Genomic DNA, 23,958 nt, shown 5'->3' on the forward strand with positions numbered 1-23,958 from the left:
CCGCCGTTAACCTTAACAAAGGGTTTACGTTGCGCCGGCCGGCCGAACAGGACAACTTTTGCCTGGGACAGGCGTTGAAAGGCGTAAGCAGTGCGAGTCGTGGCTCCGGCGAAGCCGGCGATAACCATCATGATGATGGTCTTCTTTGCGGGGTTGGCACTGGATATCGCCGTGCCGGCCCTCGTATTGACCACGATGGCGGGACTGAGATGGCTGGTGGAGATCTGGCCGGTGGCGAATGATTCGCCGCTGATGCGAAAGGCAGAGACGGCATGAAGACATTTCTGCTCTTGTGGGCCATGCCCATTGCGCTTCTCGGCGCCTGGTACAGCCTGTCCTATTACGACGTGAGCTTCGGCATTTTCATGTTGACGCGTCAGGCTCATGATCTGGTCTTCCAGATCTACGGAAATGTGCTCGGCATTCCGCCCGAAACCATTCCGCCGCTGGTCATGCGCGCGGTCGTCGTCGACAGCCTGGTTCTGTTTGCCATCATGGCCTTCCGGCGCCGCAAGAAGATCAAGGCCTGGTGGGCTGCCCGTCAGGAGGCGTCGTCAGAGGTGGCCGAAAGGCGCGCGAGCCCGGAGAGCCTGTCGAGCGCGCCCTGAAGGATGAAGCTTGCGGCGGCCGAATCGATCCGCTCGCTGCGCTTGGCGCGAGACACATCCATTTCGAGAAGGGCCCGTTCGGCGGCAACGGTAGACAGCCGCTCGTCCCAGTAGACAAAGGGAATGTCGGTTTTATCAGACATGGCGCGCACGAAAGCCCGCGTGGCCTGAACGCGTGGTCCCGAGGATCCGTCCATGTTGACGGGCAGGCCGATCACGAAGGCCGCGACTTTCTCCTTGGCTGCAAAGGCCAGCAGCAGTTCGGCATCCTGAGTGAATTTCACCCGCTTCAGGACCGGGCGAGGGGTGGAGAAACGCCGCCCGAGATCCGATACGGAAAGCCCGATCGTCTTGGTCCCGAGATCGAGACCGGCAATCGCCTGGTTCGGCTGCAGCCGCTCGGCCAGTTCCTCGATCGTCAGTGTCGCCACGTCTCTACCCCTTGAATGGTTCAGCGCTTGCGGACGAATTCTGTCCTGAGCACCAGTCCCTTGATCGCATCGTGCCGGCAGTCGATCTCTTCCGGATTGTCGGTCAGACGGATCGAGCGGATCACGGTGCCCTGCTTCAGTGTCTGGCCAGCGCCCTTCACCTTCAGATCCTTGACCAGCACGACGGAATCGCCATCGGCCAGCACGTTGCCGGATGCATCGCGGGCTTCCGGCTTGGCATTCTTCGCCGCAGCCTCGGCTGCAGACAGCCACTCGCCGGTGGCCTCGTCATATACATAATCGTCATCGGCCATGGTCGGTCCTTCCTGTCACGCAGCAATACGGCTGCCATGATGGTCGCATAGACCAGCGCTGACCCTTGCGCAACTGACGCACCCTTCCAGCAGTTGCCGGGCTTGGCATTTGCCATATATTGCCCCGCAACACCGCAAACCGGAGAGAGACTATGAAGATTACCTGGCTCGGCCATTCCGCCTTCCGCCTTGACAGCGCCACCGCTTCAATCCTGATCGATCCGTTTCTGTCCTACAACCCGAGCTTCGCGGGGCTGGACCTGAAGGACCAGACCAAGGGCGTCACGCATATCCTTCTCACCCACGGCCACGGCGACCATGTCGGCGACACGGTTCAACTTGCCAAGGAGACCGGCGCAACCGTCCTTGCCAATGCCGATCTCGCGGCTTGGCTCGGATCCAAGGGTCTCGATAAGATCGAAATGGGCAACACCGGTGGCACCATCGGTTTCGAAGGCTTCTCCGTCACCTTCACCAACGCCCTGCATTCCTCGGCCCAGATCACCGAGGACGGCGTCTCCCATGCCCTTGGCAATGCCAACGGCCTGATGCTGCATTTCGACGACGAAGCCTCGCTTCTGCACATGGGCGACACCGACATTTTCTCGGACATGCAACTGATCAACGAATTGCACAAGCCGGATATCGGCCTGGTGCCGATCGGCGACCGCTTCACCATGGGCGGTGCGGTGGCAGCACTCGCCTGCCAGCGCTTCTTCGATTTCAAGACCGCAATTCCCTGCCACTACGGAACCTTCCCGATCATCGACCAGACGCCGGAGAAATTTGTGGCCGGCATGGAAGGCACGCGCACGCGTGTGCTCACGCCGCAGCCGGGTTCCTCCGTCGAGGTCTGACAAAACCCCGTTGCCTCAGCGCTTGACGGCCATTATAGCGAAGAAAACAGTCCATCCGGAGAATGCCCATGTCTGTCGATCTCGCCACCGTCAAGCGCGTTGCCCGTCTTGCCCGTCTCGCCGTCAGCGACGAGCAGGCCGAGCGCATGACCGGTGAGTTGAACGGCATCCTCGGCTTCGTCGAGCAGCTCGATGAGGTCGATGTGACTGGCGTGGAGCCGATGACATCGGTGACCCCCATGGCCATGAAGAAGCGCGCCGACGTCGTCACTGACGGCAACAAGGCTGAGGCCATCGTTGCCAATGCTCCCGCGACCGATCGCAACTTCTTCCAGGTGCCGAAGGTCGTCGAATAAGATCCGACGCTTTCTCCGCCGAGTCCCGCATTTCCCGCCCATCCGGGCGCAGACAGTCTGAAGTGAACCTGCCATGAGCGAACTGACCAGCCTCACCATCGCCGACGCCCGCGCGAAACTCGCCGCCAAGGAGATCAAGGCCGTCGAACTGACGGATGCCTATCTCTCAGCGATCGAGGCCGCCAATGGTGCGCTGAACGCCTATGTCGCTGTCACGCCTGAGATTGCCCGCGATATGGCCAAGGCCTCCGACGCGCGCATTGCGGAAGGCAAGGCCGGCGTGCTCGAAGGCATTCCGCTTGGCGTCAAGGACCTCTTCGCCACCAAGGGCGTGCACACCCAGGCCTGCAGCCACATTCTCGACGGCTTCAAGCCGGAATATGAATCGACGGTGACGAGCAACCTGTGGAACGCCGGTGCCGTCATGCTCGGCAAGCTCAACATGGACGAATTCGCCATGGGTTCGTCGAACGAGAGCTCGTACTACGGCCCCGCCGTCAACCCGTGGAAGGCCAAGGGCTCCGACGAGAAGCTGGTGCCCGGTGGCTCGTCCGGCGGTTCGGCCGCAGCCGTTGCCGCCCATCTCTGCGCCGGTGCAACCGCCACCGACACCGGCGGCTCGATCCGTCAGCCGGCCGCCTTCACCGGCACCGTCGGAATCAAGCCGACTTACGGCCGCTGCTCGCGCTGGGGCATCGTCGCCTTTGCCTCGTCGCTCGATCAGGCCGGCCCGATCGCCCGCGATGTGCGTGATGCGGCGATCCTTCTGAAGTCCATGGCCAGCACCGACGCGAAGGACACGACCTCCGTCGATCTGCCGGTTCCGGATTACGAAAAGGCCATCGGCGGCTCCGTGAAGGGCATGAAGATCGGTATTCCCAAGGAATACCGCGTCGAGGGCATGTCGGAAGAAATCCTGGCACTCTGGCAGCAGGGCATCGCCTGGCTCAAGGAAGCCGGTGCCGAGATCGTCGACATCTCCCTGCCGCACACCAAATACGCGCTGCCGGCCTATTACATCGTCGCCCCCGCCGAAGCCTCGTCGAACCTTGCCCGCTACGACGGCGTCCGCTACGGCCTGCGCGTCGACGGCAAGGACATTGCCGACATGTACGAGAAGACCCGCGCCGAAGGCTTCGGCAAGGAAGTCCAGCGCCGCATCATGATCGGCACCTATGTGCTCTCGGCCGGCTATTACGACGCCTATTACCTGAAGGCTCAGAAGGTTCGCACCCTGATCAAGCGCGACTTCGAACTGGCTTTTGAGGCCGGCGTCGAGGCGATCCTCGCTCCGATCACCCCGACCTCGGCCTTTGCCATCGGCGACAAGGAACTGGCCGCCGATCCGGTCAAGATGTACCTGCAGGACGTCTTCACCATCACGCTGAACATGGCCGGTCTGCCAGGCATCTCGGTGCCGGCCGGCATCGACAGCAAGGGCCTGCCGCTCGGCCTGCAGATCATCGGCAAGCCCTTCGAAGAAGAAACCCTCTTCAAGACGGCCCATGTCATCGAACAGGCTGCCGGCAAGTTCACGCCGGCCAAGTGGTGGTAAGCGACTTCCGCATTCGTGACATGAGAGCGGCCGATGCTGACAGCGTCGGCCGTGTCGGTTTCGAGGCCTGGGCGGCCAATCCGGTGCTGAACGCCTTCGGCGCGGACATGGTGATCCGCATCCGCGCGAGCTTCCACGACTTCGCCAAGAACCACTTCAACCTCATCACTGTCGGGGAACTCGGCGGCGAGATCGCCGGCTGGACGGCCCGCGAGGGCGACCGCGATTACATCTCCGACCTTTGGGTGGATCCGGCCCACCAGGGTCTCGGCATCGGCTCGGCTCTCCTGTCTGCCACGCTGCGCACCATGCGCGCCGAGGGCCTGAAGCGCGCGAGGATCGACACCCATGCGGCGAACGAAGGCGCGATCCGGCTCTATGAGGAACTGGGTTTCACGGTGGTCTGGCGCGGCATGCAGCACTCGCCGTCCATGGGCATGATGGTCGACAAGGTGAAGATGCAGCAGGCGCTTTGAGCCTCTGTCCGCGCCGGCGCCAAGGCTTCAGTCCTCTGATGGCGGATAAAGTTTGCGCTGGTGAAGGATAGTTAGGATGTCCAGTTCTGCGGTTGAGACCACCTGATAAATTACAGTGTAGGGAAGGCCGGGGACGGCAAATTCACGCGTACCAGCAACTGCACCTGGCCTGCCCAGAAGCGGAAACTGGCCCAGCGTTTCGGTGACCTGCCTCAACCGTGACAGGATCCGCCCCGCAGCGAACGTATCTTGATCGGAAATGTATGTGTGAATGGCAATAAGATCGGCTATCGCTTGGGGTGAGAACTTAACGTTCAAAGCCAAAGCGCTCCCACACCTCAGCGTCCGGGATCATGGCGTCACGATCCTCGCACTGCTTCAGTGCCTTGGTAACCTTTTCGATCTTCCAAGCATCGTACTCCGCCGGTGACGCATCCGCAGCCGGGGGTGCGTAGTCAATCTCGTCGGAAGGTTTTGTTCTCGGTCCAACCATGGCGGTAGGATACCGCAAAGTCGTGTCGGCGCCAACTGCGTGGAGTATTCAGCCAGCACCGCTTTGAGCGATGCTGGCCTCAACCTTACCGGTTGTCCAGCTCCGCCCTCACAAGCCTCAAGCCCCGCTCGGTGATCCTGTAGGGCTTGCCCTCCCGCGAACTGATCGCCTTCAGCCGTTTGAGCCTGCGGAAGAGTTCGACATCGAAGCCGGGATAAAGCCAGCCGTCGCGGGAAAAGCACAGCGCCTTCTCGATCTTGCGTCTTTCGTCGCGGTGGATTTCGATCCAGCCGCCTTGGGCCATGAGGTGAAGGATACGCTGGTCTGAGCGTGAAATGTCCATGAGATGATGTCCGGAGAAACGCGCTTTGTAGCGCGCATGAAAACGGGTCCGGCGCCTTAGGCGTCGGGGCTTCGTTTTCTGGCCCTGGCCGCAATGTCCATCACGGATTGCGGGGCAGGGCCTTTACCGGGTCTCGGACAAACCGAACATCAAAACTCCTGTAGACTGGTCATCGTAACACGCCGCGTCCGGCAGGTCCATGTCGCAGGCTCGGCGTGCTCTGGCCACGAATCACTGCAGGTGTTTTACTGCCGACAACGATGAGGGACGAATGGTCACGATCCGCAAGGCGCGACAGGAAGAGGCAGATATCCTGGCTGAGATCGGCCTGCGTGCCTGGCAGAAGGCAATGATCCCGGTCGGCGGGACTGCGGATATGGCCGACAACGCCCGCAACGCCTTTCTCCGGTTTACCCGTGACGGTTGGATCTGCATCACCGTGATCGAGAAGTCTGGTCATCCTTCCGGCTGGGCGGCCCGCGAGGAGCTGGACGAGGCGATCACCGACTTCTGGATCGATCCCGACAGCGAAGGGCAAGGGCTGGGAACGGCCTTGCTGGGCGCCGTCGAGGCAGAAATCCGCGACGCCGGTTTCGGCGAAGCGGTTCTGGAAACCCATGCCCGTAATCAGGACGCGGTCGATTTCTTCCGGGCGCGCGGCTTTGCCGTGCAATGGCTGTCGATCGTCTACAATCCGAAGCTCGACCGGGATCTGGAGACGGTCGGGATGCGCAAAATCCTGGTGCCGCAACAAGACGATCTCTACGCCCCGCATTGAGCGTCAGGGCAGCAGGCAACGACCGGGTAGGGCATAGGCCGCAAGCCTTGCGCCGGCATAATAGCCGCTGTCGGCAGAAAGATCTGCGACCCGCGCGACCTCGCCCCCCTCACAGTCTGGCTGGCGTCCGGTCACGTACAGCACCCGTTGGCTTGCCCAGCCCTCCGTCAGGGGAAACATCTGCTCATAGTAGTTTCGCGGCGAGGCGGTGCGACGCTTCGCTCTAACGATGAAGTTCTCATCCCGCAGCGTGTAGAAGAGATCGGCCAGAACGTCTCGACTTTCGGCCACGATGATATCGATCTGTGCAGCGCGTGCTGCTGCCGCGATTTCCCGGCTCAGCTCCGCCCGCCCGAGGTAGCGCGCCAGAACCGGCTTGCCGTCGGGCAGTTGGATCTGCTGCGGAAAGACCGTGAGCACGGCGAAGACAACAGATGCGGTGCCGTTAATGAGCAGCGAAGCGCGCAACGCACGCGGCGCATGTGCCAGCAGATGCACGACCGCGAGCATGGTTCCGGCGGCATAGGCCGTGGCGGCCCAGTTGGCATAGGCACGCGACATCAGGGCCTGGAAGACGATCGCGAGCACGATGGGCCAAGAGAGGAGGAACAGGTGACGTTCCGTCGTCGTGATCCGGCCCTGAACGAGCCGCAGAAAGACGAGGATCATCGCACCGAAGATCACCGGTCCGACGACAGCAAACTGGCTGACAAAAAACTCGAGCGCTTTGCCGATGTGGAAGTTCAATCCGTTCCAGTCGGCATTGTCCGACGTGTGCTTCAGCGTCGCTGCACCATGGGTCGCGTTCCACCAGATGTTGGGCGAGATCACCAGCAGAGCCGTTGCGGCCGCCAGGGCCGCGTCGCGCATCGCAAACCTTGCACGCGGGATGAAAAGCGCTGAGAGCGCTGCCGTGCCGACGAAATAGAGCATCGCATATTTCGAAAGCGTGCCGCATCCGATCGCAAATCCCATCAGCACCGCAAAGCGGGCGGAGCGCCGCTCGATGAGATGCGAATAGGCGTAAAGCGCAAGCGCCAGGAACGGGAAAAGCACAGTGTCCGTCGACATGAAGACCGAGGACAGTGCAACGCCCGGAAGGGTAACATAGCTGGCGCCGACCCAATGGGCGGCCTCTTTCGAACCCGTCAGTCGCGCCGTTGCCGGCATCAGGATCAGGGCCGTTGCCATGTGCAGCAGCGGACTTGCCACCCGCACCCAGAAGATATCCGAGGAACCGCCGACCACGGTCGCGAGATGAATGACCCAGGCGATCATCGGCGGCTTCGAATAGTAGCCGAAGTCGAGGTGTTGGGACCAGTGCCAGTATTGTGCCTCGTCGACAAAGAGGTCGGTACCGTGAAAATGCAGCATCACGAGGCGGTAAAGCGTGATGCCGACGATGATCGCGAGGCTCTGTCGCCGGGAGAGGCTCATCCCCTCAGCTTTCTGCCTGGACCGCAAGATCTGCCCGGCGGTCGTGATGCAGAAGCATCAGGTTGCGGGCGTAGACGACGATGCCGAGCGACTGGCCAAGGATGATGACCGGTTCGCCGCGATGGATACCGTAGGCGAGCAGCATGACGCCCCCGAACAGCGAAAACCACCAGAAGGCTGTCGGAATGACCGAACGCTTCTCTTTCTCAGAGGCGAACCACTGGATGATGAAGCGCAGCGAAAACATCAATTGTGCCACGAGCCCGAGCCCGAGCCATAGCAGGTCGGTCAAGGAATCGATCTTGAAATAGGCAAGTAGCTCGCTCATGGGCGCATTCCGATCTCCTCAGGTGCGACGCGCTTGCGGCGCCGGATCAGCCACGCGACGCCGATCAGGTCATGCATGCCGACAAGCCCGCGCTGCAGGTTGTTGTAATTGGATGTTCCGGAATGCCTTGGCCGATGGGCCACCTCGACATGCGCCACCGCCCAGCCATGGGCGGCAAACAGCGCAGGCAGATACCGATGCATGTGATTGAAGAAAGGCAGGGCCAGGAAGGCATCACGGCGGAAGGCTTTCAGGCCGCATCCGGTATCGCGCGTGCCATCCCTCAGAAAACTGCGTCGGATCGCATTGGCCAATGTCGAAGCGATCCGCTTCGACACGGTATCCTGTCGTTTCGTTCTCTGGCCGGCCACGAGGCCCAGCGATGTTGAGGCTGGATTTCCTAGTAGGGGAGCGGTCAGTCTAGGTATTTCCGCTGGCGGGTTCTGGCCGTCGCCATCCATGGTGCAGATCACCGACGCATGCGCCGCCAAAACCCCCGAATGGATGGCCGCTGATTGTCCGCCCGAGGTGGCATGGTGCAGGACGCGCACCCACGGATAGGCCTTGGACGCGTCTTCAAGCCGGGCCAATGTCTGGTCTGTCGAGCCATCGTCGACAAAAATCACCTCGAACCTGTGTCCGGCACAGGCGGCGGCGATCTCCGCCACCAGGGGCGCGACATTGTCGGCTTCGTTCTTCATCGGAACGACGACTGAGAACTGCGGCTTTGCAGTCGGTTGCATGCGAGATCCCCGGCGATGGCGCATTCCGTTCGGCCTGTCGCGCCGGCCCGTAGCAGGCAGCGCAGGGCGGAATGGCACCCGCGATCGCCTAGCGCCGCAGTATGACAGTGGGATGAAGCAGGAGCGGCGAGGAGGGATTTCCCGGCAAGTCTTGCACCGCAGTGCCAATTGTTCTAACCGGAAAGGCAAAATCCTTGCCGATAGAAGAGCATGTCATGACCCTTGTCGACACCCGCACGCCCGATCCGAAACGCTTCATTCCCGGCGCCACCGGCGATTGGGAAGTCATCATCGGCATGGAAGTCCATGCCCAGGTGCTGTCGAAGTCCAAGCTGTTTTCCGGCGCCTCGACGGTTTTCGGCAATGCGCCGAATTCCAACGTTTCGCTCGTTGACGCGGCCATGCCCGGCATGCTGCCCGTCATCAACGAGGAATGCGTGGCCCAGGCGGTCCGCACCGGTCTCGGCCTGAAGGCGCAGATCAACAAGCGCTCCATCTTCGACCGCAAGAACTACTTCTATCCGGACCTGCCGCAGGGCTATCAGATCTCGCAGTTCAAGGATCCGATCGTCGGCGAGGGCAAGATCGTGATCTCGCTCGGCCCTGATCGTCAGGGCAATTTCGAGGATATCGAGATCGGCATCGAGCGCCTGCATCTTGAACAGGATGCCGGCAAGTCGATGCACGACCAGCATCCGACCATGTCCTATGTGGACCTGAACCGCTCCGGCGTTGCGCTCATGGAAATCGTGTCGAAGCCCGACATGCGCTCCTCCGACGAAGCCAAGGCCTATATGACCAAGCTGCGTTCGATCGTGCGTTACCTCGGCACCTGCGACGGCAATATGGACGAAGGCTCGATGCGCGCCGACGTCAACGTCTCCGTGCGCAAGCCCGGCGGCGAATTCGGCACGCGCTGCGAAATCAAGAACGTCAACTCGATCCGCTTCATCGGCCAGGCTATCGAATACGAAGCCCGGCGCCAGATCGCGATCCTCGAGGACGGCGGCGTCATCGACCAGGAAACCCGTCTCTTCGACCCGAACAAGGGCGAGACGCGCTCGATGCGCTCGAAGGAAGATGCGCATGACTATCGCTATTTCCCCGATCCGGACCTGCTGCCGCTCGAATTCGACGACGCCTATGTTGAGGCATTGAAGAAGGACCTGCCGGAACTGCCTGATGACAAGAAGGCCCGCTTCGTCGCCGAACTTGGTCTCTCGGTCTACGACGCCTCGGTGCTCGTCTCGGAAAAGGCGATTGCCGACTATTTCGAAGCCGTTGCCGAAGGCCGCGATGGCAAGACGGCCGCCAACTGGGTCATCAACGACCTGCTGGGCGCGTTGAACAAAGCCGGCAAACCCATTGAAGAGACTCCGGTTTCGCCCGCCCAGCTCGGCGGCATCATCGACCTGATCAAGGCCGAAACCATCTCCGGCAAGATTGCCAAGGACCTCTTTGAAATCGTCTGGAACGAGGGCGGCGATCCAGCCGAAATAGTCGAAGCGCGCGGTATGAAGCAGGTGACCGACACCGGCGCCATTGAAAAGGCCGTTGACGAGATCATCGCCGCCAACCCGGATCAGGTTGCGAAGGTGCTGGCGAAGCCGACACTCGCCGGCTGGTTCGTCGGCCAGGTGATGAAGGCAACCGGCGGCAAGGCCAACCCGCAGGCCGTCCAGGCGCTGGTCAAGGCCAAGCTCGGCCTGCCCGAGGAGTAAGCGCTTGTTCTTTGTCCGCACGGCCAATGACCGGGATGTCGAACCGCTCCGCGCCCTGCTGACGTTGAGTTTCCACGCGACCTATGACGGGTTCTACGGACCGGCCAAGGTCGCCGAATTGATCGCGGCCTGGCATTCGCCGGCCGAGATCAAGCGGCGCATCCACGTCAAAGGCGGCGAATATCTCGTCGCCGATGACGGCAAGCGGATCGGCGGCATGGCATTCGCTGCCATGTCCGAGAAGCTGACCAAGACCGCCATCCTGCACCAGCTCTACGTCCACCCGGACCACCAGCGTCAGGGCATCGGCCGCGATCTCTTCGCCGAGATTGAGACCTGCTTTCCCGACGCCGAGATTCTGAGGCTGGAAGTCGAGCCGCAGAATGCCGGCGCCATCGCGTTCTACGAGGCGCACGATTTCGTCGAGGTCGACCGGACCAAGAATTGTGGCGGTCCCGACAGCGGGATCGAGGCTCTGATCATGGAAAAGCCGCTCAAGTGAGCGGCTTTTTTGGTCTCAGACCCTGGTTCAGTTGAACGGTGGCTCGGTGACTGTGCCGTCCTCGTCGACCAGCTGCACCGTCGAGCACTCGACAAGGCCGTTATCCGCTGCCGTGCTGCAGGCCAGTTCGGCGGCCTTCAGCGCCAGCTCCTTCGTCTGCCAGCCGCAAGAATACTGATGCCAGTGGGGACCGCCATCCGCCATCATGAACACGTCGACGCTCCAGTTGGCCGGATAGCAGGTCGCATTGACCTGACAATCCTCGGCCGTGCCGCCACCATCGATGCATTGCTTGACCGCGCAATCGATCGCTGAGGCCGTGTCCTTGTCGAGGCATTGGCCTGCACTCATCTCCGGCGCCTGGACGAAGGCAATCGCCTTGCGACCGCCCTCCTGGGCCTGAACGGCCATAGCCGAGAGAGTTACGCACAGAATTGTCGCCAGCCGTCGCATGCCTGTCATCAAGAAGTCCCCCGGGATCGTTATGCCAGCGGCAGACTAGCGCGACAGCGGGGGGGACATGCAAGTCCAATCAGTGCAGATAAGAGAAGCAACCGAGAATGATCTGGCGGCGATCGTGGCGCTCTTCGCGGACGATCCGCTCGGAGGCCATGGCGATACCACCGACCCTGCAGCACTGCCCGACTATCGCGCCGCCTTTGCCCGGATTGCCGCCTCACCCAACGAGACCCTTTATGTGGCTGTACGAAACGACGAGGTTATCGGAACCTTTCAGACCATGGTGACGACGACATTGACGGCACGCGGCAGTTCCAACCTGATCATCGAAGCCGTGCAGACCCGGGCCGACATGCGGGGCAGGGGGATCGGCGCCGCGATGATCGGCTTTGCCATCGACAAGGCGCGCGAAGACGGCATGCGGCTTGTCCAGCTGACCTCGAATGCGCAGCGCAAGGACGCCCATCGCTTCTACGAACGTCTCGGTTTCGTGCCGTCCCATCTCGGCTTCAAGATGAAGCTGAAATGAGGTGGGTGCGACGGGGAATCACTGGACAAGCCGATGGTGAGGCGGCATAAGCGAACGGAATGCACAAGGCCGTCATGCGGCCTGCGGCACAGCCCAAGGATACGACATGAAGCAGTTTCTGTTGCAGCTCTTCACCTGGTGGAACGGCCAGACCATGGGGACCCGCTTCTTCACCTGGCGCCATGGCAAGCGCGTCGGCGAAGACGAGTTCGGCAATGTCTATTATGAAGGCCCGATGACGAGCTGGGGCCAGCCGAAGCGCTGGGTGATCTACAACGGTTACGCCGAAGCCTCGAAGATTTCTGCGGGCTGGCACGGCTGGATGCATTACCGCACCGACACGCCGCCGTCGAAGGAAGACTACAAGCCCCGCGAATGGGAAAAGGCGCACCGCCCGAACCCGACCGGCACGGCGGCCGCCTATCGCCCGCAGGGTTCGATCGCCGCTGCCGGCGAACGGCCCCGGGTCACCGGCGACTATGACGCCTGGACGCCGGGCAGCTGATACCCGATTTGGCCATAATCCGGCATTAGGGCCTCTGTAACGGGGCCCTTCTTGTATCTGGCCCCCGGATTATGGGGCCAGGTGGGTCCACCACGAAAGCGAGCGGGACGATGAAGTTGAGTGCATGGGCATGGGCCATTCCGGTTGTCGGGCTTGCTGCCGTGGCTTCCCTTGGCCTTGCCGGCAAGGCCGATGCCGCCCGTCTCGAAAACCCCGTCGCCGAATTCGCCGGCATCGATAAGATCACCGGCCGCATCACCACCTTCGATGTCTATGTCAACGAAACGGTCCAGTTCGGCGCCCTCCAGGTGACGCCCAAGGTCTGCTATTCGCGCGACGAGGCGGAAGCACAGAAGATCGATGCCTTCATCGAGGTCGACGAGATCACGCTCGACCGCAAGATCCGCCGCATCTTCTCTGGCTGGATGTTTGCTGACAGCCCGGCGCTGAATGCCGTTGAACATCCGATCTATGACGTCTGGCTGACGGGCTGCAAAGTGAAGTCCGACGTGCCGGCCCCGCCCGGCGTTGAATCTGCCGCAAAGCTTGCGCCCGAACCGGCCAAGCCGGATGCTGCCCCGACCGCAGCGCCAGCCGCAACCACGACCGCCGATCCGAATGCTTCCGCGGCCAGAGATCCCAACGCCGTGCCCGCGACCGATCCGAACACGGCGCCGCTGAGCGACATCGCCCCGGCCCAGCCTGCGCCAGGCACGGTCCCGCCGCTCGATGCGCCGCAGCAGGTGCCGGATGAAAGCTATGGCGGCGCGCTGCCGCCGCCGGATGGTTATCCGGTCGATGGCGATCCGGCGCTCCAGGGGGGCGACCCTTATTCTCAGGGCGAGCCGCAGCCGCTCGCACCCCCGCCGACCCCACCCGGTGGCGTCGGGCTCTACTGAGGCCGTGAACTGCTCTCCCCGGTGTGGAGGAGATGCCCGGCAGGGCAGAGGGGGGTATCCACGCCCTCCCATGCTTCTCCATTGACATCCTTCGCAAATGAGAACATTGAGAGAACAAACAGGAGTTCTCGCCATGTCGCTCGCCGAAAAATTCATCGTCCTTCCCTTCAAGAAGAACCGCAGCGGCATCGTCCCCGGTGAGATGCGCCAGGCCTCCAGCGCCGCCTCTGCCGAGAAGATCGCCTCTGCCATGTCCGCCCGCCACCTCGGCGTCGCCGCCTATGCGATCCAGGTCGACGAAGAGAGCGGCGACATGACCAGCCCCCGACTGATCATCGCCTTCGGCGAGACGGCGGATCTGACGGTAAACTGAAGCGCCGGCGAAAGCCCCTCCCACACCCTCCCCACAAGGGGGAGGGCTTAACCGGCCTATGCGTGTCCCCGCGTAGTGATCGTCCGACGGCGGCATCGTGTGCAGTCACAAACCAACATCTTTTTCGGCGGCGCGAGACGCCGGCCCCATATCTTCTCCCCCCTTGTGGGGGAGATGGCCGGCAGGCCAGAGGGGACTTCCCCAATCCGTGGTCTTCCATTTCCCCTTGACCCATCCCCCACACAGGCGTGCAATGCCCCGCAATCCGCATCTCTGGGAGGAGAACCCATGCCCACGCCCAAAAACACCATCTGCCTCTGGTATGACCGCGAAGCAGAGGACGCCGCCCGCTTCTACGCGACCGTCTTCCCCGATAGCGCAGTCCAAGCCGTCCACCGCGCGCCCTCCGCTTACCCCTCCGGCAAGGCGGGCGATGTCTTGACCGTCGACTTCACCGTCGCGGGCATTCCCTGCCTGGGACTGAACGGCGGTCCCGCCTTCAAACATTCCGAAGCCTTCTCCTTCCAGATCGCAACCGACGATCAGGAGGAAACCGACCGCTACTGGAACGCCATTATCGCCAATGGCGGACGGGCAAGCGCCTGCGGCTGGTGCAAGGACGGATGGGGCATCAACTGGCAGATCACCCCGCGCGTGCTGACGGAGGCGCTGGCGGCCGGTGGCGCCGAGGCGAAGCGAGCCTTCGAGGCGATGATGGAGATGGGCAAGATCGATGTCGCGAAAATCGAGGCGGCGCGGCGGGGGTGAGCAAAGCCACCCCTTTCATGGGCGGCTCCGATCGACCGGATAAATCGCTCTACCCGAATATTTTTTTGAGCCTTCCTCGAATTTCCTTGTGCCTTAAGGCGCCGTTGCGCGTTGTAGGCCGGTGCGACGCTGCGATCGCGGAGACTGGACGCAAGGCCGCGCGCACGAGCTGATCTCGGCGACCCGGTGGCTGGAGTAATTGATGGCGCTTCAAACGATTTTCTCGCCTTCCGACAACTGTTGGCGGACCGAAAGGGCGGACGAATTCTCGATCCTCATCGATGCAAACGATTATTTCACCTCGATCCGCGCCGCGATGATGGCGGCCAAACGCACGATCTTCTTTGTCGGCTGGGATTTCGATGCTTCCATCACGCTCGGTCACCCCAGGGTGGATGACGGCGCCCCGCGCCGCGTCGGCGACTTCCTCCTTTGGCTGGCGCGCCGCACACCGGGTCTCGAAATCCGCATCCTGCTCTGGAGCCCGGCGCCGCTTGCCAGCTGGGCAAGACCCTCGAACCTTCCTTACCTTCTGCGCTGGAAATGGAACCGCCAGATCTCCGTCCGTCTGGACGACAAACATCCGCTCGGCAGTTCGCATCACCAGAAGATGCTGGTGATCGACGACACGGTCGCCTATTGCGGCGGCATCGACGTGACGCTCGATCGCTGGGATACCCGTGAGCATCTCGACGACGACCCCGACCGCCGCCGCCCCAACGGCACGCCTTATGGACCATGGCACGACATATCGAGCCGCTTCACAGGTCCCGCCGCCCGCGCACTGGGCGAACTCTGCCGCCACCGCTGGACCCGCGCCGGCGGCAAGCCGGTGCCGCTCGTGACGGACGTGGCCCCCGCGCCGGAACGCGCGCCCAACTTCTCCTTTGGATCGGTCGACCTCGCGATTGCCCGCACGAGCCCTTCCTATCAAGAGGAGAGCGCCGTCACCGAGATCGAAAAACTTTATCTCGACATGATCCATTCCGCGCGACGGGTGGTCTATGCCGAGAGCCAGTATTTTGCCTCCCGCGCCATCGCCCAGGCGATCGCGCGTCGGCTGGCCGAGCCGGATGGACCGGAATTCGTCCTGATCAATCCGACGACCTCGGACAACTGGCTGGGCCAGATCGCCATGGACACGGCCCGCGCCCGCCTCGCCGAATCGCTGCGCCGCCACGACACCTACGGCCGCTTCCGGATCTATCACCCGGTCACCGCCAAGGGGCAGCCGATCTACGTGCATGCCAAGCTGATGATCATAGACGACCAGTATCTTCGCGTCGGCTCCTCCAACATCAACAACCGCTCCATGCGCTTCGACCAGGAATGCGACGTCGCGCTGGAAGCGGGCGGCTCGGAAGAGCTTTCGCGCAAGATCACGCGCTTCCGCAACGACCTCCTGGCCGAACATCTGAGCGCCACGCCGGACACGGTCGATCAGGCGATCCGACAAAGCGGCTCGCTGATCGCAGCGATCGAGAGGATGCGCGCGCAAAACGCCGAGGCGGGCAGCGCCACGCTCAGGCCCTACGAGACGCCCGAAATCTCCGACCTGGAAAAATGGCTCGCCGACCACGAGATCCTGGACCCCGAGGGGTCTGACGCGGTGTTCGAGCCGATCGAGAAGCGGGGGCTGTTTCGGGGGAGGTTGAAGCGGCCGTTGCGGCGGAGGGGCTCGACGTGACTGACGATGCGTGCGCCGGGATGCTATCCAAGGAGTCTTGAAGCACCGGAAAAGTGTGCTGTCGGATTGTCACCGCAGGGCCTCGGGCGGAGAAGAATCTACACTCTTTGAGGCGATGATAAAGGTGAGTAAAACCCCCGTGGCGAAGATCGATGCGTGATGCAAAGGTCAATGATCATTTGCTTACCACACCACACTTTGGGAGCTACGAATTCCAATGCAGACAGAGGCAAACGAAGTCGAAATTACCTATTACACGGCCGTAGATATTTTGAGCGGCGGAATGAAAACCTTGCCCGTTTCCCGCGACGCGCCCTTGTTTGTCGTTGGCCCAAATGGAGCGGGAAAATCGGGGTTAATGCTACAGATTTACCACAACAACCACGCGAACGCTGTCCGAATTGCAGCGCATCGACAAACATGGATGGAGAGTAATTTTGTCCCCTTTTCGCCTCAAGATAAAGTGGCTAACGAACGGAATATAAAAGGCCAAGATCAGCAAGCGAACGCTCGATGGAAAGAATGGAATTCTTCAATTCGAAGTGGTCTGGTCATTGCTAACCTAATTGAAGCTGATAACGCACTCTCACGGAAAGTGCGTGAGGAAGCAGCTGCGGGGAACAGTGCCGCAGCTGAACGACTTGCTACTGAAAATCCTCCGTTGGAGATAATCAGCAGTCTGTTCCATGGATCTGGTGTTCCAATCAAGTTCTCGATCGGGGAAAACAGTTCGATCTATGCGAGCAAAAACGGTGGACCAATCTACAGCATTGCATCCTTATCGGACGGCGAGAGAGCGGCGTTGCTAATAGCGGGTACGGTTCTTACCGCTAGAGAGGGTTCGTTGATCTTGATTGATGAGCCTGAACGACATTTGCACGCCTCAATCGTTGCTCCGTTACTGTTGCAGCTTTTTAGCAAGCGTGCCGATTGCGTCTTCATTATATCAACTCACGAGCTTTCCCTGCCCGTGAACTGCCCGCGCGCGAGGACTGTTCTAGTTCGCGATTCAATCAGCGTGAACGATAATGTTAGCAAGTGGGACCTCGATGTACTGGAGCCGGGTATCGAAATCGATGATGCGACAAAGGAAGCGGTCATAGGTTCCAGACGCAAAATGCTGTTCATCGAAGGTACGTCAGCTAGCCTTGATAAGCCGCTATACGAAGTCCTGTTCCCGGGAGTAACAATATTTCCGCGTGCAACAGCTAGGGATGTAGAGCACGCAGTAACTAGCGTCCGAGATGCAAGCGAGTTGGCTTGGGTTCAGGCTTTCGGCATCGTGGATCAGGACCAAATATCAACGTCAAAGCGATCGCAACTTGAGGCACGCGGTGTCTTTCCGCTTTCAGTTTACTCGGTTGAAGCGCTTTATTATCATCCGACCATTGTAGAGGCCGTTGCCAAGCGGCAATGCGATGTAATCGCTGGCGATGCAAATCACATGGTGAATGCGGCTTGGGCCAAGCTCTTGACCGCAGTCTCCTCAGAGGCGGACAGGTTGGCGGCACGTATGACGGAGCAAGCAGTCAAGGACCTGATCGGCTTGGAGATGCCGGATTGGAGAAAGATCCAGGCTGGAGACAATGTCTCAATCACACTTGATGCCCAAGCGCTCTATACAGCCGAGCGTGCGCAACTGGAGGCTTGGATCGAAACTGGCGACGTGCCCAAGATCATCGCGCGATACCCAATTAGGGAGACAATGGCACTGGTTGGCATTGTCAGCTCCCTGCAATTCAAAAACAAGGACCAATATGAAGCTGCGGTACGGAAGTTGGTAACTGACGATTCGACGATGAAGAACCTCTTGATTAGCTTCTTTGGCGGATTACCTGCGGCCTTAGCGAAGTGAATTAGATTTCTGACCAGCAAAGGCGTTTGTTGACGCACAGTCACAATATCTCCCCCGCGCCACCCCCTCAAAACCTGACCGTATCCCCCTCCATCGCCTTATCCAGCAACAGCCCATACGCCTCCTTCGGAATATCCACTGCCCCAAACGTCTTCAGATGCTCGGTGGTGAACTGCGTATCCAAGAGCGTAAACCCTCGGCTCTTCAGCCGCTCCACCAGATAGACGAGGCAGATCTTCGACGCATTTGTGCGCCGTGAAAACATGCTCTCGCCGAAAAACGCCGAGCCCAGCGACACCCCGTAGAGGCCACCGACCAGTTCCTCGCCCTCCCACGCCTCCACACTGTGGGCGTGGCCGAGCCGGTGCAGCGCGCCATAGAGCTCTCGAATGGTCTGGTTGATCCAGGTGCTCGGCCGGTCAGGCGCCGCTTCCGCGCATTTGTCCACCACCTGGTCGAAGGCGGTGTTAGAGCGGATGTCGAAGGGGCGTTTGCGGATCGCCTTCAAAAGGCTCGCGGAGACGTGGAATTCGTCGAGGGGGATGATGCCCCTGATCTCCGGCTCGACCCAGAAGAGTTCGGGGTCATCGGCCGATTCCGACATCGGGAACATCCCGATGGAGTAGGCGCGCAGCAGGAGTTCCGGCGTAATGCTTCGGTCCCTGCTGCGTCGCCCAGCCATGGTCTTTACGTGGCCGAGGTTTCGGCCAGGTATTTCTCCAGCCAGTGGATGTCGTAGTCGCCGTTGGCGATGTCCTGGTTGGACACGAGATCCTGGAAGAGCGGCAGCGTCGTCTTGATGCCGTCGACGACGAATTCGTCGAGCACACGGCGCAGACGCATCATGCATTCGACGCGGGTGCGTCCATGCACGATCAGCTTGCCGATCAGGCTGTCATAGTAAGGCGGGATCTTGTAGCCGGCATAGGCGCCGGAATCGACGCGAACGCCAAGGCCGCCCGGTGCATGGAAATGCGTGATCGTGCCGGGCGAGGGCACGAAGGTGCGCGGATCCTCGGCATTGATGCGGCATTCGATGGCGTGACCCGAGAAGACGATCTCGTCCTGCGTGACGGAGAGGCCGGCGCCGGAGGCAACACGGATCTGCTCGTGCACGAGGTCGATGCCGGTGATGGCTTCGGTGATCGGATGCTCCACCTGCAGGCGGGTGTTCATTTCGATGAAATAGAACTCGCCGTTTTCGTAGAGGAATTCGATCGTGCCGGCGCCCCGGTACTTCATCTTCTTCATGGCGTCGGCGCAGATCTGGCCGATCTTCATCCGCTGCTCGACGTTAAGCGCAGGCGAGTTCGCCTCTTCCCAGACCTTCTGGTGACGGCGTTGCAGCGAGCAGTCGCGTTCACCGAGATGGATGGCGTTGCCCGCGCCGTCACCGACAACCTGCACCTCGATATGGCGCGGCTTGCCGAGATATTTTTCCATGTAGACGGCGTCGTTGCCGAAGGCGGCGAGCGCTTCGGAACGGGCGGTCGAAACGGCCTCTTCGAGCTCGGCCTCGGTCTTCGCGACCTTCATGCCGCGGCCACCGCCGCCAGCGGTCGCCTTGATCAGAACCGGGAAGCCGATCTGCCGGGCGATTTCCAGCGCGTTTTCCGGCTTCACTTCGCCGTCCGAGCCGGGAACGACGGGAATGCCGAGTTCGACAGCGGTCTTCTTGGCCGTGATCTTGTCGCCCATCAGGCGGATATGCTCGGCCGTCGGTCCGATGAAGGTGATGCCATGCGCATCGAGGATATCGGCGAACTTGGCGTTCTCAGAGAGAAAGCCGTAGCCCGGATGCACGGCGTCGGCGCCAGTGATCTCGCAGGCCGCGACGATCTGGTGGATGTTGAGATAGCTATCGCGCGACGGCGGCGGGCCGATGCACACGCTTTCGTCGGCAAGGCGCACATGCATGGCATTGGCGTCCGCCGTCGAATGGACGGCCACGGTCGCAATGCCGAGCTCCTTGCAGGCCCGCAGGACGCGCAGCGCGATTTCGCCACGGTTGGCGATGAGGATCTTCGAGATACCGCTCATCGGCTTACTCGATAATGACCAGGGGCTCGCCGTACTCGACCGGGCTTGCATCGTCGATGATGATCTCGACGACCTTGCCGGACTTGGGCGAGGGGATCTGGTTCATGGTCTTCATGGCTTCGATGATCAAGAGCGTCTGGCCTTCCTTGACCGTCGAGCCGACTTCCACGAACGGACGGGCGCCCGGCGCCGGCGACAGATAGACGGTGCCGACCATCGGCGCGGTCACGGCCTTGGAGAGGTCGCGGCCGGCAGGGGCAGCGGGTGCGGCAACAGCGGCAGGTGCTGCAGCAGCAGCCGGAGCCGCAGCGGCAGGCGCCTGGTAGTTGTAGGCCGGCATCGGCATGGCAACCGGGGTGCCGTTGCGCGAAACGCGGATGCGCAGGTCGTCCTGCTCCACTTCGATCTCGGTCAGATCCGTGTCGTTGAGGATGTTTGCGAGATCGCGGATCAGCGCCTGGTCGATACCCGTCTTCTTGTCAGCCATGGATGGATGTCCTGTATTCTTGTTATTGCGTGATGGTTTTCAGCGCCTGCAGCGCCAGGATGTAGCTTTGCGGGCCAAAACCGCAGATCACGCCCTTGCACGCGGGCGCTATCATCGATTTGTGGCGGAATTCTTCTCGTGCATGCACGTTCGAGATATGCACCTCGATCACCGGAAGCGGCGAGACGGCCTTGATCGCGTCGTGCAGGGCAATGGAGGTATGCGTATAGGCTCCGGCATTGATCGCCACACCGACCGCCTTTTCGCCGGCCTCGTGTATCCAGCTCACAAGGTCGCCCTCGTGGTTGGACTGGCGGAAATCGACGGTCAGTCCGAGTTCCGCGCCCGCTTTCAGGCAATCGGCCTCGACATCGGCGAGCGTCTTGCCGCCATAAATCCCCGGCTCCCGCTTGCCCAGCATGTTGAGATTGGGGCCGTTCAGCACGAAAATGGTTTTGCTCATCTACGCTTCCGTCGACTTTCAACCGCCTCCTATAGACCGAGAGCCCTTGTAGGGAAAGCCCTTAGGCCGGATCACGGTTCCCCATCCCCGGAAATCGGGGATAAGGTTAAGTCGGCGGGCATTTGAGCGGATCGATCCTCAGCAGGTGGCCTTGCCGCAGGCGCGCACATTGCCGACCTTTTCCTCGATCGTGGCAGAGCCGACGGCGCCCGGCACCATCTCGTTGCCGATCACATAGGACGGCGTGCCGGTAATGCCGAGGCTGGTGGCGAGTGCGTAGGTTTCCTGGACGGAATCCTCGTTCGGGCTTTCGGCCATCTTCGCGCGGATCGCCTCTTCGGTGACGCCGAGGCCTACGGCGATTGCGATCGAGCTCGCCTCGTCGGCGCGCTCACCGGAGGTCATCATGGCGCGGAAGAAGTCGCCATACTTCTCCGGTGCGAGCTTGCGCACGGCATCCGAGACTTTGTGGGCGGCCAGCGAATCCGGCCCCAGGATCGGGAATTCCTTCAGCACGTAGCGGATGTTCTTGTCCTTCTCGAGCACCGCCTCCATGTCGGGATGGGCGCGCCGGCAATAGCCGCAATTGTAGTCGAAGAACTCGACCACGGTCACGTCGCCCTTCGGATTGCCGATGGCAAGATCATGACCGGACTGGAAGATCGTGTCCTTGTTGGTCGAGACGGCGGCGGCCGACTGCTGGCTGCGCGCGGCCTCCTGCTTCTTCTGCAGCGCGTCCTGCACCTCCAGCATGATCTCCGGATTCTCGATCAGATATTCCTTGATGAATGCGCCCATTTCCTTTTTCTCAGCGTCATCAAGGGCTGAGGCAGGAAGCGGCATCAGGGCCGGCAGGAGAGCCACGGCGGTCGCGGCGATCATCTTGAAGTTCAGGCCCATGGTCTGTCTCGTCCTTGTATCTGCAAACAAATCGTTCGACCGGCCGATCCTGGCACGGTGCGCATGCCTAGCGTAACGGCAAGCCTTGGCAAGGGAAATCCCATTTTTGAAGCGACGATCCCAAAGCCTCCATTGTGATGCAACGCGCTTTGCGGCAAATGTCTGGCAAACTTCATCGCGGAGTAGGAAACCTTGATCTCGATTTCAAAGCGCAGTGCCGTCGAACCCTTTCACGCCATGGATATTCTGGCCGAAGCCACCCGCCGCAAGGCCGAAGGCCACCCGGCCATCTCCATGGCCGTCGGCCAGCCGGGGCATCCGGCCCCGCAGGCAGCGCTTGCTGCTGCCCGCACAGCGCTCGAAGGCGGTCGCATCGGCTATACCGACGCGCTCGGCATGACGGCGCTGAGACAGGCGTTGGCGGAGGAATACCGCCGTCGCCACGGCGTCACCATCGACTGGAACCGCATCGTCGTCACCACGGGCTCCTCCGCCGGCTTCAACCTCGCCTTCCTCTCGCTCTTCGATGCCGGCGATGCGGTTGCGATCGCACGCCCCGGCTATCCGGCCTACCGCGCCATCCTCTCCGCACTCGGCCTGAAGGTGATCGAAGTCGCCGTCGGTGCCGACACAGGCTACACGCTGACGCCGGACAGTCTTGAACGGGCGCAGACAGAAGCGGGCGTGCGGCTGAAAGGCGTGCTGCTCGCAAGTCCTGCCAATCCGACCGGCACGGTCACGACCCGTGCCCAGCTCACCGATGTCTATCGGTACTGCCAGGGGCAGGGGATCACGCTGATCTCCGACGAGATCTATCACGGCCTGACCTATGGTTCGGAAGAAACGACGGCGCTGGAAATCGGCGACGAGGCGGTGATCATCAATTCCTTCTCGAAATACTATTGCATGACCGGCTGGCGTATCGGCTGGATGGTGCTGCCGGAAGAGCTGGTGCGCCCTGTCGAGTGCCTTGCCCAGAGCCTCTACATCTCGGCGCCGGAATTGTCGCAGATCGCCGCAGTCGCGGCCCTCGGAGCCACGGATGAACTGGAGAGCTATAAGTCCGCCTGCCGCTCCAATCGCGATTTCCTGGCAACGCGCCTGCCGGAACTCGGCCTGCCTCTGCTCTCCCCGATGGACGGGGCATTCTACGCTTATGTGGACGCAAGCCGCTTCACGAATGACAGCATGGAATTCGCCAAACGCATCCTCTCCGAGACGGATGTGGCGGTCACACCGGGCCGCGATTTCGATCCCCTCGATGGCCACTTGGCCCTGCGTCTTTCCTATGCCGGCACAATGGAGGACATGGTCGAGGCAACCAACAGATTGGCGAAATGGTTGGCCTAGGCATTTCGGCAATTCGCAAAATGGATTCTGCGCCAGCGGCTTGGCGGCGTTTTCTGACTCATTCTCACAAGGCCTTGAATCAGCCTGTGAACACGCGACAGGCTGAAAGGCAGGTACCGCTATGACCACACTCTCGTCTCCCCCGCCAGGCACTGCGCCCGAAATCCTCACCGCCCGCACCCGCATGCGCGGCCACCGCATCGCGGATTTCGATGCCATGGTTGCGATGTGGAGTGAGGACGCCGTCACCCGCTACATCCTCGGTCGCCCCTCGACGCCAGGCGAAACCTGGAGCCGGCTTCTGCGCTATATCGGTCACTGGCAGGCGCTCGGTTTCGGCTACTGGGCGATCGAGGATCGTAACACCGGCCACTTCATTGGCGAGGTCGGTTTCGCCAACTATAAGCGCGACATCGAGCCACCGCTCGGAGAGACGCCAGAGGCCGGCTGGGTGCTGGCTCCGGAGGTTCATGGCCAGGGTATTGCGACGGAGGTGATGACGGCGGCCCTGGACTGGGCCGATCGGAATTTTACCGATCCGAAAACCGTCTGCATATTCGACCCAGCGCACCAGGGGTCGATGCGTGTGGCGGCAAAGCTCGGTTACCGAGCGAGCCATGTCGCCTCCTTCATGGACAAGCCGACGCAGGTCATGACACGGCTTCGTCCTGCCGGCTGACCCGGCGAGGGTCCAGCGAAAC

General features: G+C 61.4%; 30 protein-coding genes and 1 pseudogene. 18 read left to right on the forward strand and 13 right to left on the reverse strand.

Annotation, left to right across the window (positions count from 1 at the left end; genetic code table 11):
* The first annotated feature begins 90 nt into the window (after positions 1-90).
* Together ACT53S_RS08215 and ACT53S_RS08220 are read left to right on the forward strand one after the other, a co-directional pair.
* Entirely contained in the window at positions 91-276 is a 186-nt protein-coding gene (locus tag ACT53S_RS08215) for a hypothetical protein (protein WP_476066557.1), read from the forward strand.
* Positions 273-608 (forward strand): DUF6105 family protein, encoded by a 336-nt coding sequence (locus ACT53S_RS08220; protein WP_476066558.1) that lies wholly within the window; start codon positions 273-275, stop codon positions 606-608. The genes ACT53S_RS08215 and ACT53S_RS08220 overlap by 4 nt, the downstream gene beginning before the upstream one ends.
* Here the strand turns inward: ACT53S_RS08220 and ruvX are convergent.
* A complete protein-coding gene (gene ruvX / locus ACT53S_RS08225) occupies positions 542-1,039 on the reverse strand; it encodes a Holliday junction resolvase RuvX (protein WP_476066559.1) in 498 nt (165 codons plus the stop codon). The two genes, ACT53S_RS08220 and ruvX, sit on opposite strands and share 67 nt — an antisense overlap.
* Positions 1,040-1,059: 20 nt before the next feature.
* Positions 1,060-1,353 carry an alkylphosphonate utilization protein gene (locus tag ACT53S_RS08230; RefSeq protein WP_113379381.1) on the reverse strand — a complete coding sequence of 98 codons (294 nt, stop codon included), beginning with the start codon at positions 1,351-1,353 and terminating at the stop codon, positions 1,060-1,062.
* A gap of 152 nt (positions 1,354-1,505) precedes the next feature.
* On the opposite strand from ACT53S_RS08230, the gene ACT53S_RS08235 reads away from it, so the two are divergent.
* The 4 genes from ACT53S_RS08235 (at position 1,506) to ACT53S_RS08250 (ending at position 4,597) form a co-directional block, all read left to right on the forward strand.
* A complete protein-coding gene (locus ACT53S_RS08235; protein WP_113379380.1) occupies positions 1,506-2,210 on the forward strand; it encodes a metal-dependent hydrolase in 705 nt (234 codons plus the stop codon).
* A gap of 68 nt (positions 2,211-2,278) precedes the next feature.
* Positions 2,279-2,566 (forward strand): Asp-tRNA(Asn)/Glu-tRNA(Gln) amidotransferase subunit GatC, encoded by a 288-nt coding sequence (gatC, locus tag ACT53S_RS08240; RefSeq protein ID WP_113379379.1) that lies wholly within the window; start codon positions 2,279-2,281, stop codon positions 2,564-2,566.
* A gap of 73 nt (positions 2,567-2,639) precedes the next feature.
* The gene (gene gatA / locus ACT53S_RS08245; RefSeq protein ID WP_476066560.1) at positions 2,640-4,121 is read left to right on the forward strand and encodes an Asp-tRNA(Asn)/Glu-tRNA(Gln) amidotransferase subunit GatA; all 1,482 of its coding nucleotides are present in this window, start codon (positions 2,640-2,642) and stop codon (positions 4,119-4,121) included.
* Between the two features lie 20 nt (positions 4,122-4,141).
* A complete protein-coding gene (locus tag ACT53S_RS08250; RefSeq protein WP_476066561.1) occupies positions 4,142-4,597 on the forward strand; it encodes a GNAT family N-acetyltransferase in 456 nt (151 codons plus the stop codon).
* A 27-nt stretch (positions 4,598-4,624) separates the two neighbouring features.
* On the opposite strand, the gene ACT53S_RS08255 is transcribed toward ACT53S_RS08250, so the two are convergent.
* Both ACT53S_RS08255 and ACT53S_RS08260 read right to left on the reverse strand, forming a co-directional pair.
* Positions 4,625-4,921 (reverse strand): type II toxin-antitoxin system RelE/ParE family toxin, encoded by a 297-nt coding sequence (locus ACT53S_RS08255; RefSeq protein WP_476066562.1) that lies wholly within the window; start codon positions 4,919-4,921, stop codon positions 4,625-4,627.
* Positions 4,922-5,175: 254 nt separating this feature from the next.
* Positions 5,176-5,433, reverse strand: a complete 258-nt coding sequence (locus ACT53S_RS08260; RefSeq protein WP_113379374.1) for a YjhX family toxin — start codon at positions 5,431-5,433, stop codon at positions 5,176-5,178.
* Between the two features lie 271 nt (positions 5,434-5,704).
* Here ACT53S_RS08260 and ACT53S_RS08265 point away from each other — a divergent pair, with 271 nt between their 5' ends.
* Positions 5,705-6,211, forward strand: coding sequence for a GNAT family N-acetyltransferase (locus ACT53S_RS08265; RefSeq protein ID WP_113379373.1), 507 nt, complete (start codon positions 5,705-5,707; stop codon positions 6,209-6,211).
* Between the two features lie 3 nt (positions 6,212-6,214).
* On the opposite strand, the gene ACT53S_RS08270 is transcribed toward ACT53S_RS08265, so the two are convergent.
* The 3 genes from ACT53S_RS08270 to ACT53S_RS08280 are packed head-to-tail and all read right to left on the reverse strand — an operon-like array spanning position 6,215 to position 8,719.
* Positions 6,215-7,648, reverse strand: a complete 1,434-nt coding sequence (locus ACT53S_RS08270; protein ID WP_476066563.1) for an ArnT family glycosyltransferase — start codon at positions 7,646-7,648, stop codon at positions 6,215-6,217.
* Positions 7,649-7,652: 4 nt separating this feature from the next.
* The gene (locus ACT53S_RS08275) at positions 7,653-7,976 is read right to left on the reverse strand and encodes a lipid-A-disaccharide synthase N-terminal domain-containing protein (RefSeq protein WP_113379371.1); all 324 of its coding nucleotides are present in this window, start codon (positions 7,974-7,976) and stop codon (positions 7,653-7,655) included.
* Complete coding sequence (locus ACT53S_RS08280; protein WP_476066564.1) at positions 7,973-8,719, reverse strand: glycosyltransferase family 2 protein; 747 nt, start codon at positions 8,717-8,719, stop codon at positions 7,973-7,975. Before ACT53S_RS08280 ends, ACT53S_RS08275 begins: the two co-directional genes overlap by 4 nt.
* Before the next feature lie 215 nt (positions 8,720-8,934).
* Here ACT53S_RS08280 and gatB point away from each other — a divergent pair, with 215 nt between their 5' ends.
* Positions 8,935-10,440, forward strand: a complete 1,506-nt coding sequence (gene gatB, locus ACT53S_RS08285) for an Asp-tRNA(Asn)/Glu-tRNA(Gln) amidotransferase subunit GatB (RefSeq protein WP_476066565.1) — start codon at positions 8,935-8,937, stop codon at positions 10,438-10,440.
* 4 nt (positions 10,441-10,444) lie between these two features.
* Entirely contained in the window at positions 10,445-10,942 is a 498-nt protein-coding gene (locus tag ACT53S_RS08290) for an N-acetyltransferase family protein (RefSeq protein ID WP_476066566.1), read from the forward strand.
* A gap of 27 nt (positions 10,943-10,969) precedes the next feature.
* On the opposite strand, the gene ACT53S_RS08295 is transcribed toward ACT53S_RS08290, so the two are convergent.
* A complete protein-coding gene (locus tag ACT53S_RS08295) occupies positions 10,970-11,404 on the reverse strand; it encodes a hypothetical protein (RefSeq protein ID WP_476066567.1) in 435 nt (144 codons plus the stop codon).
* A gap of 58 nt (positions 11,405-11,462) precedes the next feature.
* Here ACT53S_RS08295 and ACT53S_RS08300 point away from each other — a divergent pair, with 58 nt between their 5' ends.
* The 7 genes and pseudogenes from ACT53S_RS08300 (at position 11,463) to ACT53S_RS08330 (ending at position 18,017) form a co-directional block, all read left to right on the forward strand.
* Positions 11,463-11,930, forward strand: coding sequence for an N-acetyltransferase family protein (locus tag ACT53S_RS08300; protein WP_476066568.1), 468 nt, complete (start codon positions 11,463-11,465; stop codon positions 11,928-11,930).
* Positions 11,931-12,036: 106 nt separating this feature from the next.
* Positions 12,037-12,435, forward strand: coding sequence for an NADH:ubiquinone oxidoreductase subunit NDUFA12 (locus tag ACT53S_RS08305; RefSeq protein ID WP_113379365.1), 399 nt, complete (start codon positions 12,037-12,039; stop codon positions 12,433-12,435).
* 110 nt (positions 12,436-12,545) lie between these two features.
* A pseudogene (locus ACT53S_RS08310) lies at positions 12,546-12,980 on the forward strand (DUF2155 domain-containing protein); the annotation flags it as partial.
* A 487-nt stretch (positions 12,981-13,467) separates the two neighbouring features.
* Positions 13,468-13,707, forward strand: coding sequence for a hypothetical protein (locus ACT53S_RS08315; protein ID WP_476066569.1), 240 nt, complete (start codon positions 13,468-13,470; stop codon positions 13,705-13,707).
* Between the two features lie 288 nt (positions 13,708-13,995).
* On the forward strand, positions 13,996-14,475 hold the full coding sequence (locus tag ACT53S_RS08320) for a VOC family protein (RefSeq protein ID WP_476066570.1): 480 nt from the start codon (positions 13,996-13,998) through the stop codon (positions 14,473-14,475).
* A gap of 202 nt (positions 14,476-14,677) precedes the next feature.
* Positions 14,678-16,162: a phospholipase D-like domain-containing protein gene (locus ACT53S_RS08325; protein ID WP_476066571.1), complete on the forward strand. Its 1,485-nt coding sequence runs from the start codon at positions 14,678-14,680 to the stop codon at positions 16,160-16,162.
* 217 nt (positions 16,163-16,379) lie between these two features.
* Positions 16,380-18,017, forward strand: a complete 1,638-nt coding sequence (locus ACT53S_RS08330) for an AAA family ATPase (protein ID WP_476066572.1) — start codon at positions 16,380-16,382, stop codon at positions 18,015-18,017.
* Between the two features lie 67 nt (positions 18,018-18,084).
* Here the strand turns inward: ACT53S_RS08330 and aat are convergent, their stop codons facing one another.
* The 5 genes from aat to ACT53S_RS08355 form a co-directional block, all read right to left on the reverse strand.
* Positions 18,085-18,699 (reverse strand): leucyl/phenylalanyl-tRNA--protein transferase, encoded by a 615-nt coding sequence (aat, locus tag ACT53S_RS08335; protein WP_476066573.1) that lies wholly within the window; start codon positions 18,697-18,699, stop codon positions 18,085-18,087.
* Between the two features lie 5 nt (positions 18,700-18,704).
* Positions 18,705-20,057 carry an acetyl-CoA carboxylase biotin carboxylase subunit gene (gene accC / locus ACT53S_RS08340; RefSeq protein WP_476066574.1) on the reverse strand — a complete coding sequence of 451 codons (1,353 nt, stop codon included), beginning with the start codon at positions 20,055-20,057 and terminating at the stop codon, positions 18,705-18,707.
* Between the two features lie 4 nt (positions 20,058-20,061).
* Entirely contained in the window at positions 20,062-20,544 is a 483-nt protein-coding gene (gene accB, locus ACT53S_RS08345) for an acetyl-CoA carboxylase biotin carboxyl carrier protein (RefSeq protein ID WP_113379357.1), read from the reverse strand.
* Positions 20,545-20,566: 22 nt separating this feature from the next.
* Positions 20,567-21,007: a type II 3-dehydroquinate dehydratase gene (gene aroQ, locus ACT53S_RS08350; protein WP_142069453.1), complete on the reverse strand. Its 441-nt coding sequence runs from the start codon at positions 21,005-21,007 to the stop codon at positions 20,567-20,569.
* A 138-nt stretch (positions 21,008-21,145) separates the two neighbouring features.
* Complete coding sequence (locus ACT53S_RS08355) at positions 21,146-21,907, reverse strand: DsbA family protein (RefSeq protein WP_476066575.1); 762 nt, start codon at positions 21,905-21,907, stop codon at positions 21,146-21,148.
* A gap of 192 nt (positions 21,908-22,099) precedes the next feature.
* Here ACT53S_RS08355 and ACT53S_RS08360 point away from each other — a divergent pair, with 192 nt between their 5' ends.
* Complete coding sequence (locus ACT53S_RS08360) at positions 22,100-23,257, forward strand: pyridoxal phosphate-dependent aminotransferase (RefSeq protein WP_476066576.1); 1,158 nt, start codon at positions 22,100-22,102, stop codon at positions 23,255-23,257.
* A 121-nt stretch (positions 23,258-23,378) separates the two neighbouring features.
* A complete protein-coding gene (locus ACT53S_RS08365) occupies positions 23,379-23,936 on the forward strand; it encodes a GNAT family N-acetyltransferase (RefSeq protein ID WP_476066577.1) in 558 nt (185 codons plus the stop codon).
* Positions 23,937-23,958 lie beyond the last annotated feature (22 nt).

This window comes from Allorhizobium sp. DMC15 (assembly GCF_056314065.1).

Bases quoted from the DNA above. Each gene is read 5' to 3' on its own strand.
- accC (WP_476066574.1), bottom strand. From the start codon at position 20,057: ATGAGCGGTATCTCGAAGATCCTCATCGCCAACCGTGGCGAAATCGCG.
- accB (WP_113379357.1), bottom strand. From the start codon at position 20,544: ATGGCTGACAAGAAGACGGGTATCGACCAGGCGCTGATCCGCGATCTC.
- ACT53S_RS08325 (WP_476066571.1), top strand. From the start codon at position 14,678: ATGGCGCTTCAAACGATTTTCTCGCCTTCCGACAACTGTTGGCGGACC.
- ACT53S_RS08300 (WP_476066568.1), top strand. From the start codon at position 11,463: ATGCAAGTCCAATCAGTGCAGATAAGAGAAGCAACCGAGAATGATCTG.
- ACT53S_RS08230 (WP_113379381.1), bottom strand. From the start codon at position 1,353: ATGGCCGATGACGATTATGTATATGACGAGGCCACCGGCGAGTGGCTG.
- ACT53S_RS08275 (WP_113379371.1), bottom strand. From the start codon at position 7,976: ATGAGCGAGCTACTTGCCTATTTCAAGATCGATTCCTTGACCGACCTG.
- aroQ (WP_142069453.1), bottom strand. From the start codon at position 21,007: ATGAGCAAAACCATTTTCGTGCTGAACGGCCCCAATCTCAACATGCTG.
- gatC (WP_113379379.1), top strand. From the start codon at position 2,279: ATGTCTGTCGATCTCGCCACCGTCAAGCGCGTTGCCCGTCTTGCCCGT.
- ACT53S_RS08220 (WP_476066558.1), top strand. From the start codon at position 273: ATGAAGACATTTCTGCTCTTGTGGGCCATGCCCATTGCGCTTCTCGGC.
- ACT53S_RS08355 (WP_476066575.1), bottom strand. From the start codon at position 21,907: ATGGGCCTGAACTTCAAGATGATCGCCGCGACCGCCGTGGCTCTCCTG.
- ACT53S_RS08295 (WP_476066567.1), bottom strand. From the start codon at position 11,404: ATGACAGGCATGCGACGGCTGGCGACAATTCTGTGCGTAACTCTCTCG.
- ACT53S_RS08250 (WP_476066561.1), top strand. From the start codon at position 4,142: ATGAGAGCGGCCGATGCTGACAGCGTCGGCCGTGTCGGTTTCGAGGCC.
- ACT53S_RS08260 (WP_113379374.1), bottom strand. From the start codon at position 5,433: ATGGACATTTCACGCTCAGACCAGCGTATCCTTCACCTCATGGCCCAA.
- aat (WP_476066573.1), bottom strand. From the start codon at position 18,699: ATGGCTGGGCGACGCAGCAGGGACCGAAGCATTACGCCGGAACTCCTG.
- ACT53S_RS08365 (WP_476066577.1), top strand. From the start codon at position 23,379: ATGACCACACTCTCGTCTCCCCCGCCAGGCACTGCGCCCGAAATCCTC.
- ACT53S_RS08320 (WP_476066570.1), top strand. From the start codon at position 13,996: ATGCCCACGCCCAAAAACACCATCTGCCTCTGGTATGACCGCGAAGCA.
- ACT53S_RS08315 (WP_476066569.1), top strand. From the start codon at position 13,468: ATGTCGCTCGCCGAAAAATTCATCGTCCTTCCCTTCAAGAAGAACCGC.
- ACT53S_RS08305 (WP_113379365.1), top strand. From the start codon at position 12,037: ATGAAGCAGTTTCTGTTGCAGCTCTTCACCTGGTGGAACGGCCAGACC.
- gatB (WP_476066565.1), top strand. From the start codon at position 8,935: ATGACCCTTGTCGACACCCGCACGCCCGATCCGAAACGCTTCATTCCC.
- ACT53S_RS08235 (WP_113379380.1), top strand. From the start codon at position 1,506: ATGAAGATTACCTGGCTCGGCCATTCCGCCTTCCGCCTTGACAGCGCC.
- ACT53S_RS08270 (WP_476066563.1), bottom strand. From the start codon at position 7,648: ATGAGCCTCTCCCGGCGACAGAGCCTCGCGATCATCGTCGGCATCACG.
- ACT53S_RS08265 (WP_113379373.1), top strand. From the start codon at position 5,705: ATGGTCACGATCCGCAAGGCGCGACAGGAAGAGGCAGATATCCTGGCT.
- gatA (WP_476066560.1), top strand. From the start codon at position 2,640: ATGAGCGAACTGACCAGCCTCACCATCGCCGACGCCCGCGCGAAACTC.
- ACT53S_RS08280 (WP_476066564.1), bottom strand. From the start codon at position 8,719: ATGCAACCGACTGCAAAGCCGCAGTTCTCAGTCGTCGTTCCGATGAAG.
- ACT53S_RS08330 (WP_476066572.1), top strand. From the start codon at position 16,380: ATGCAGACAGAGGCAAACGAAGTCGAAATTACCTATTACACGGCCGTA.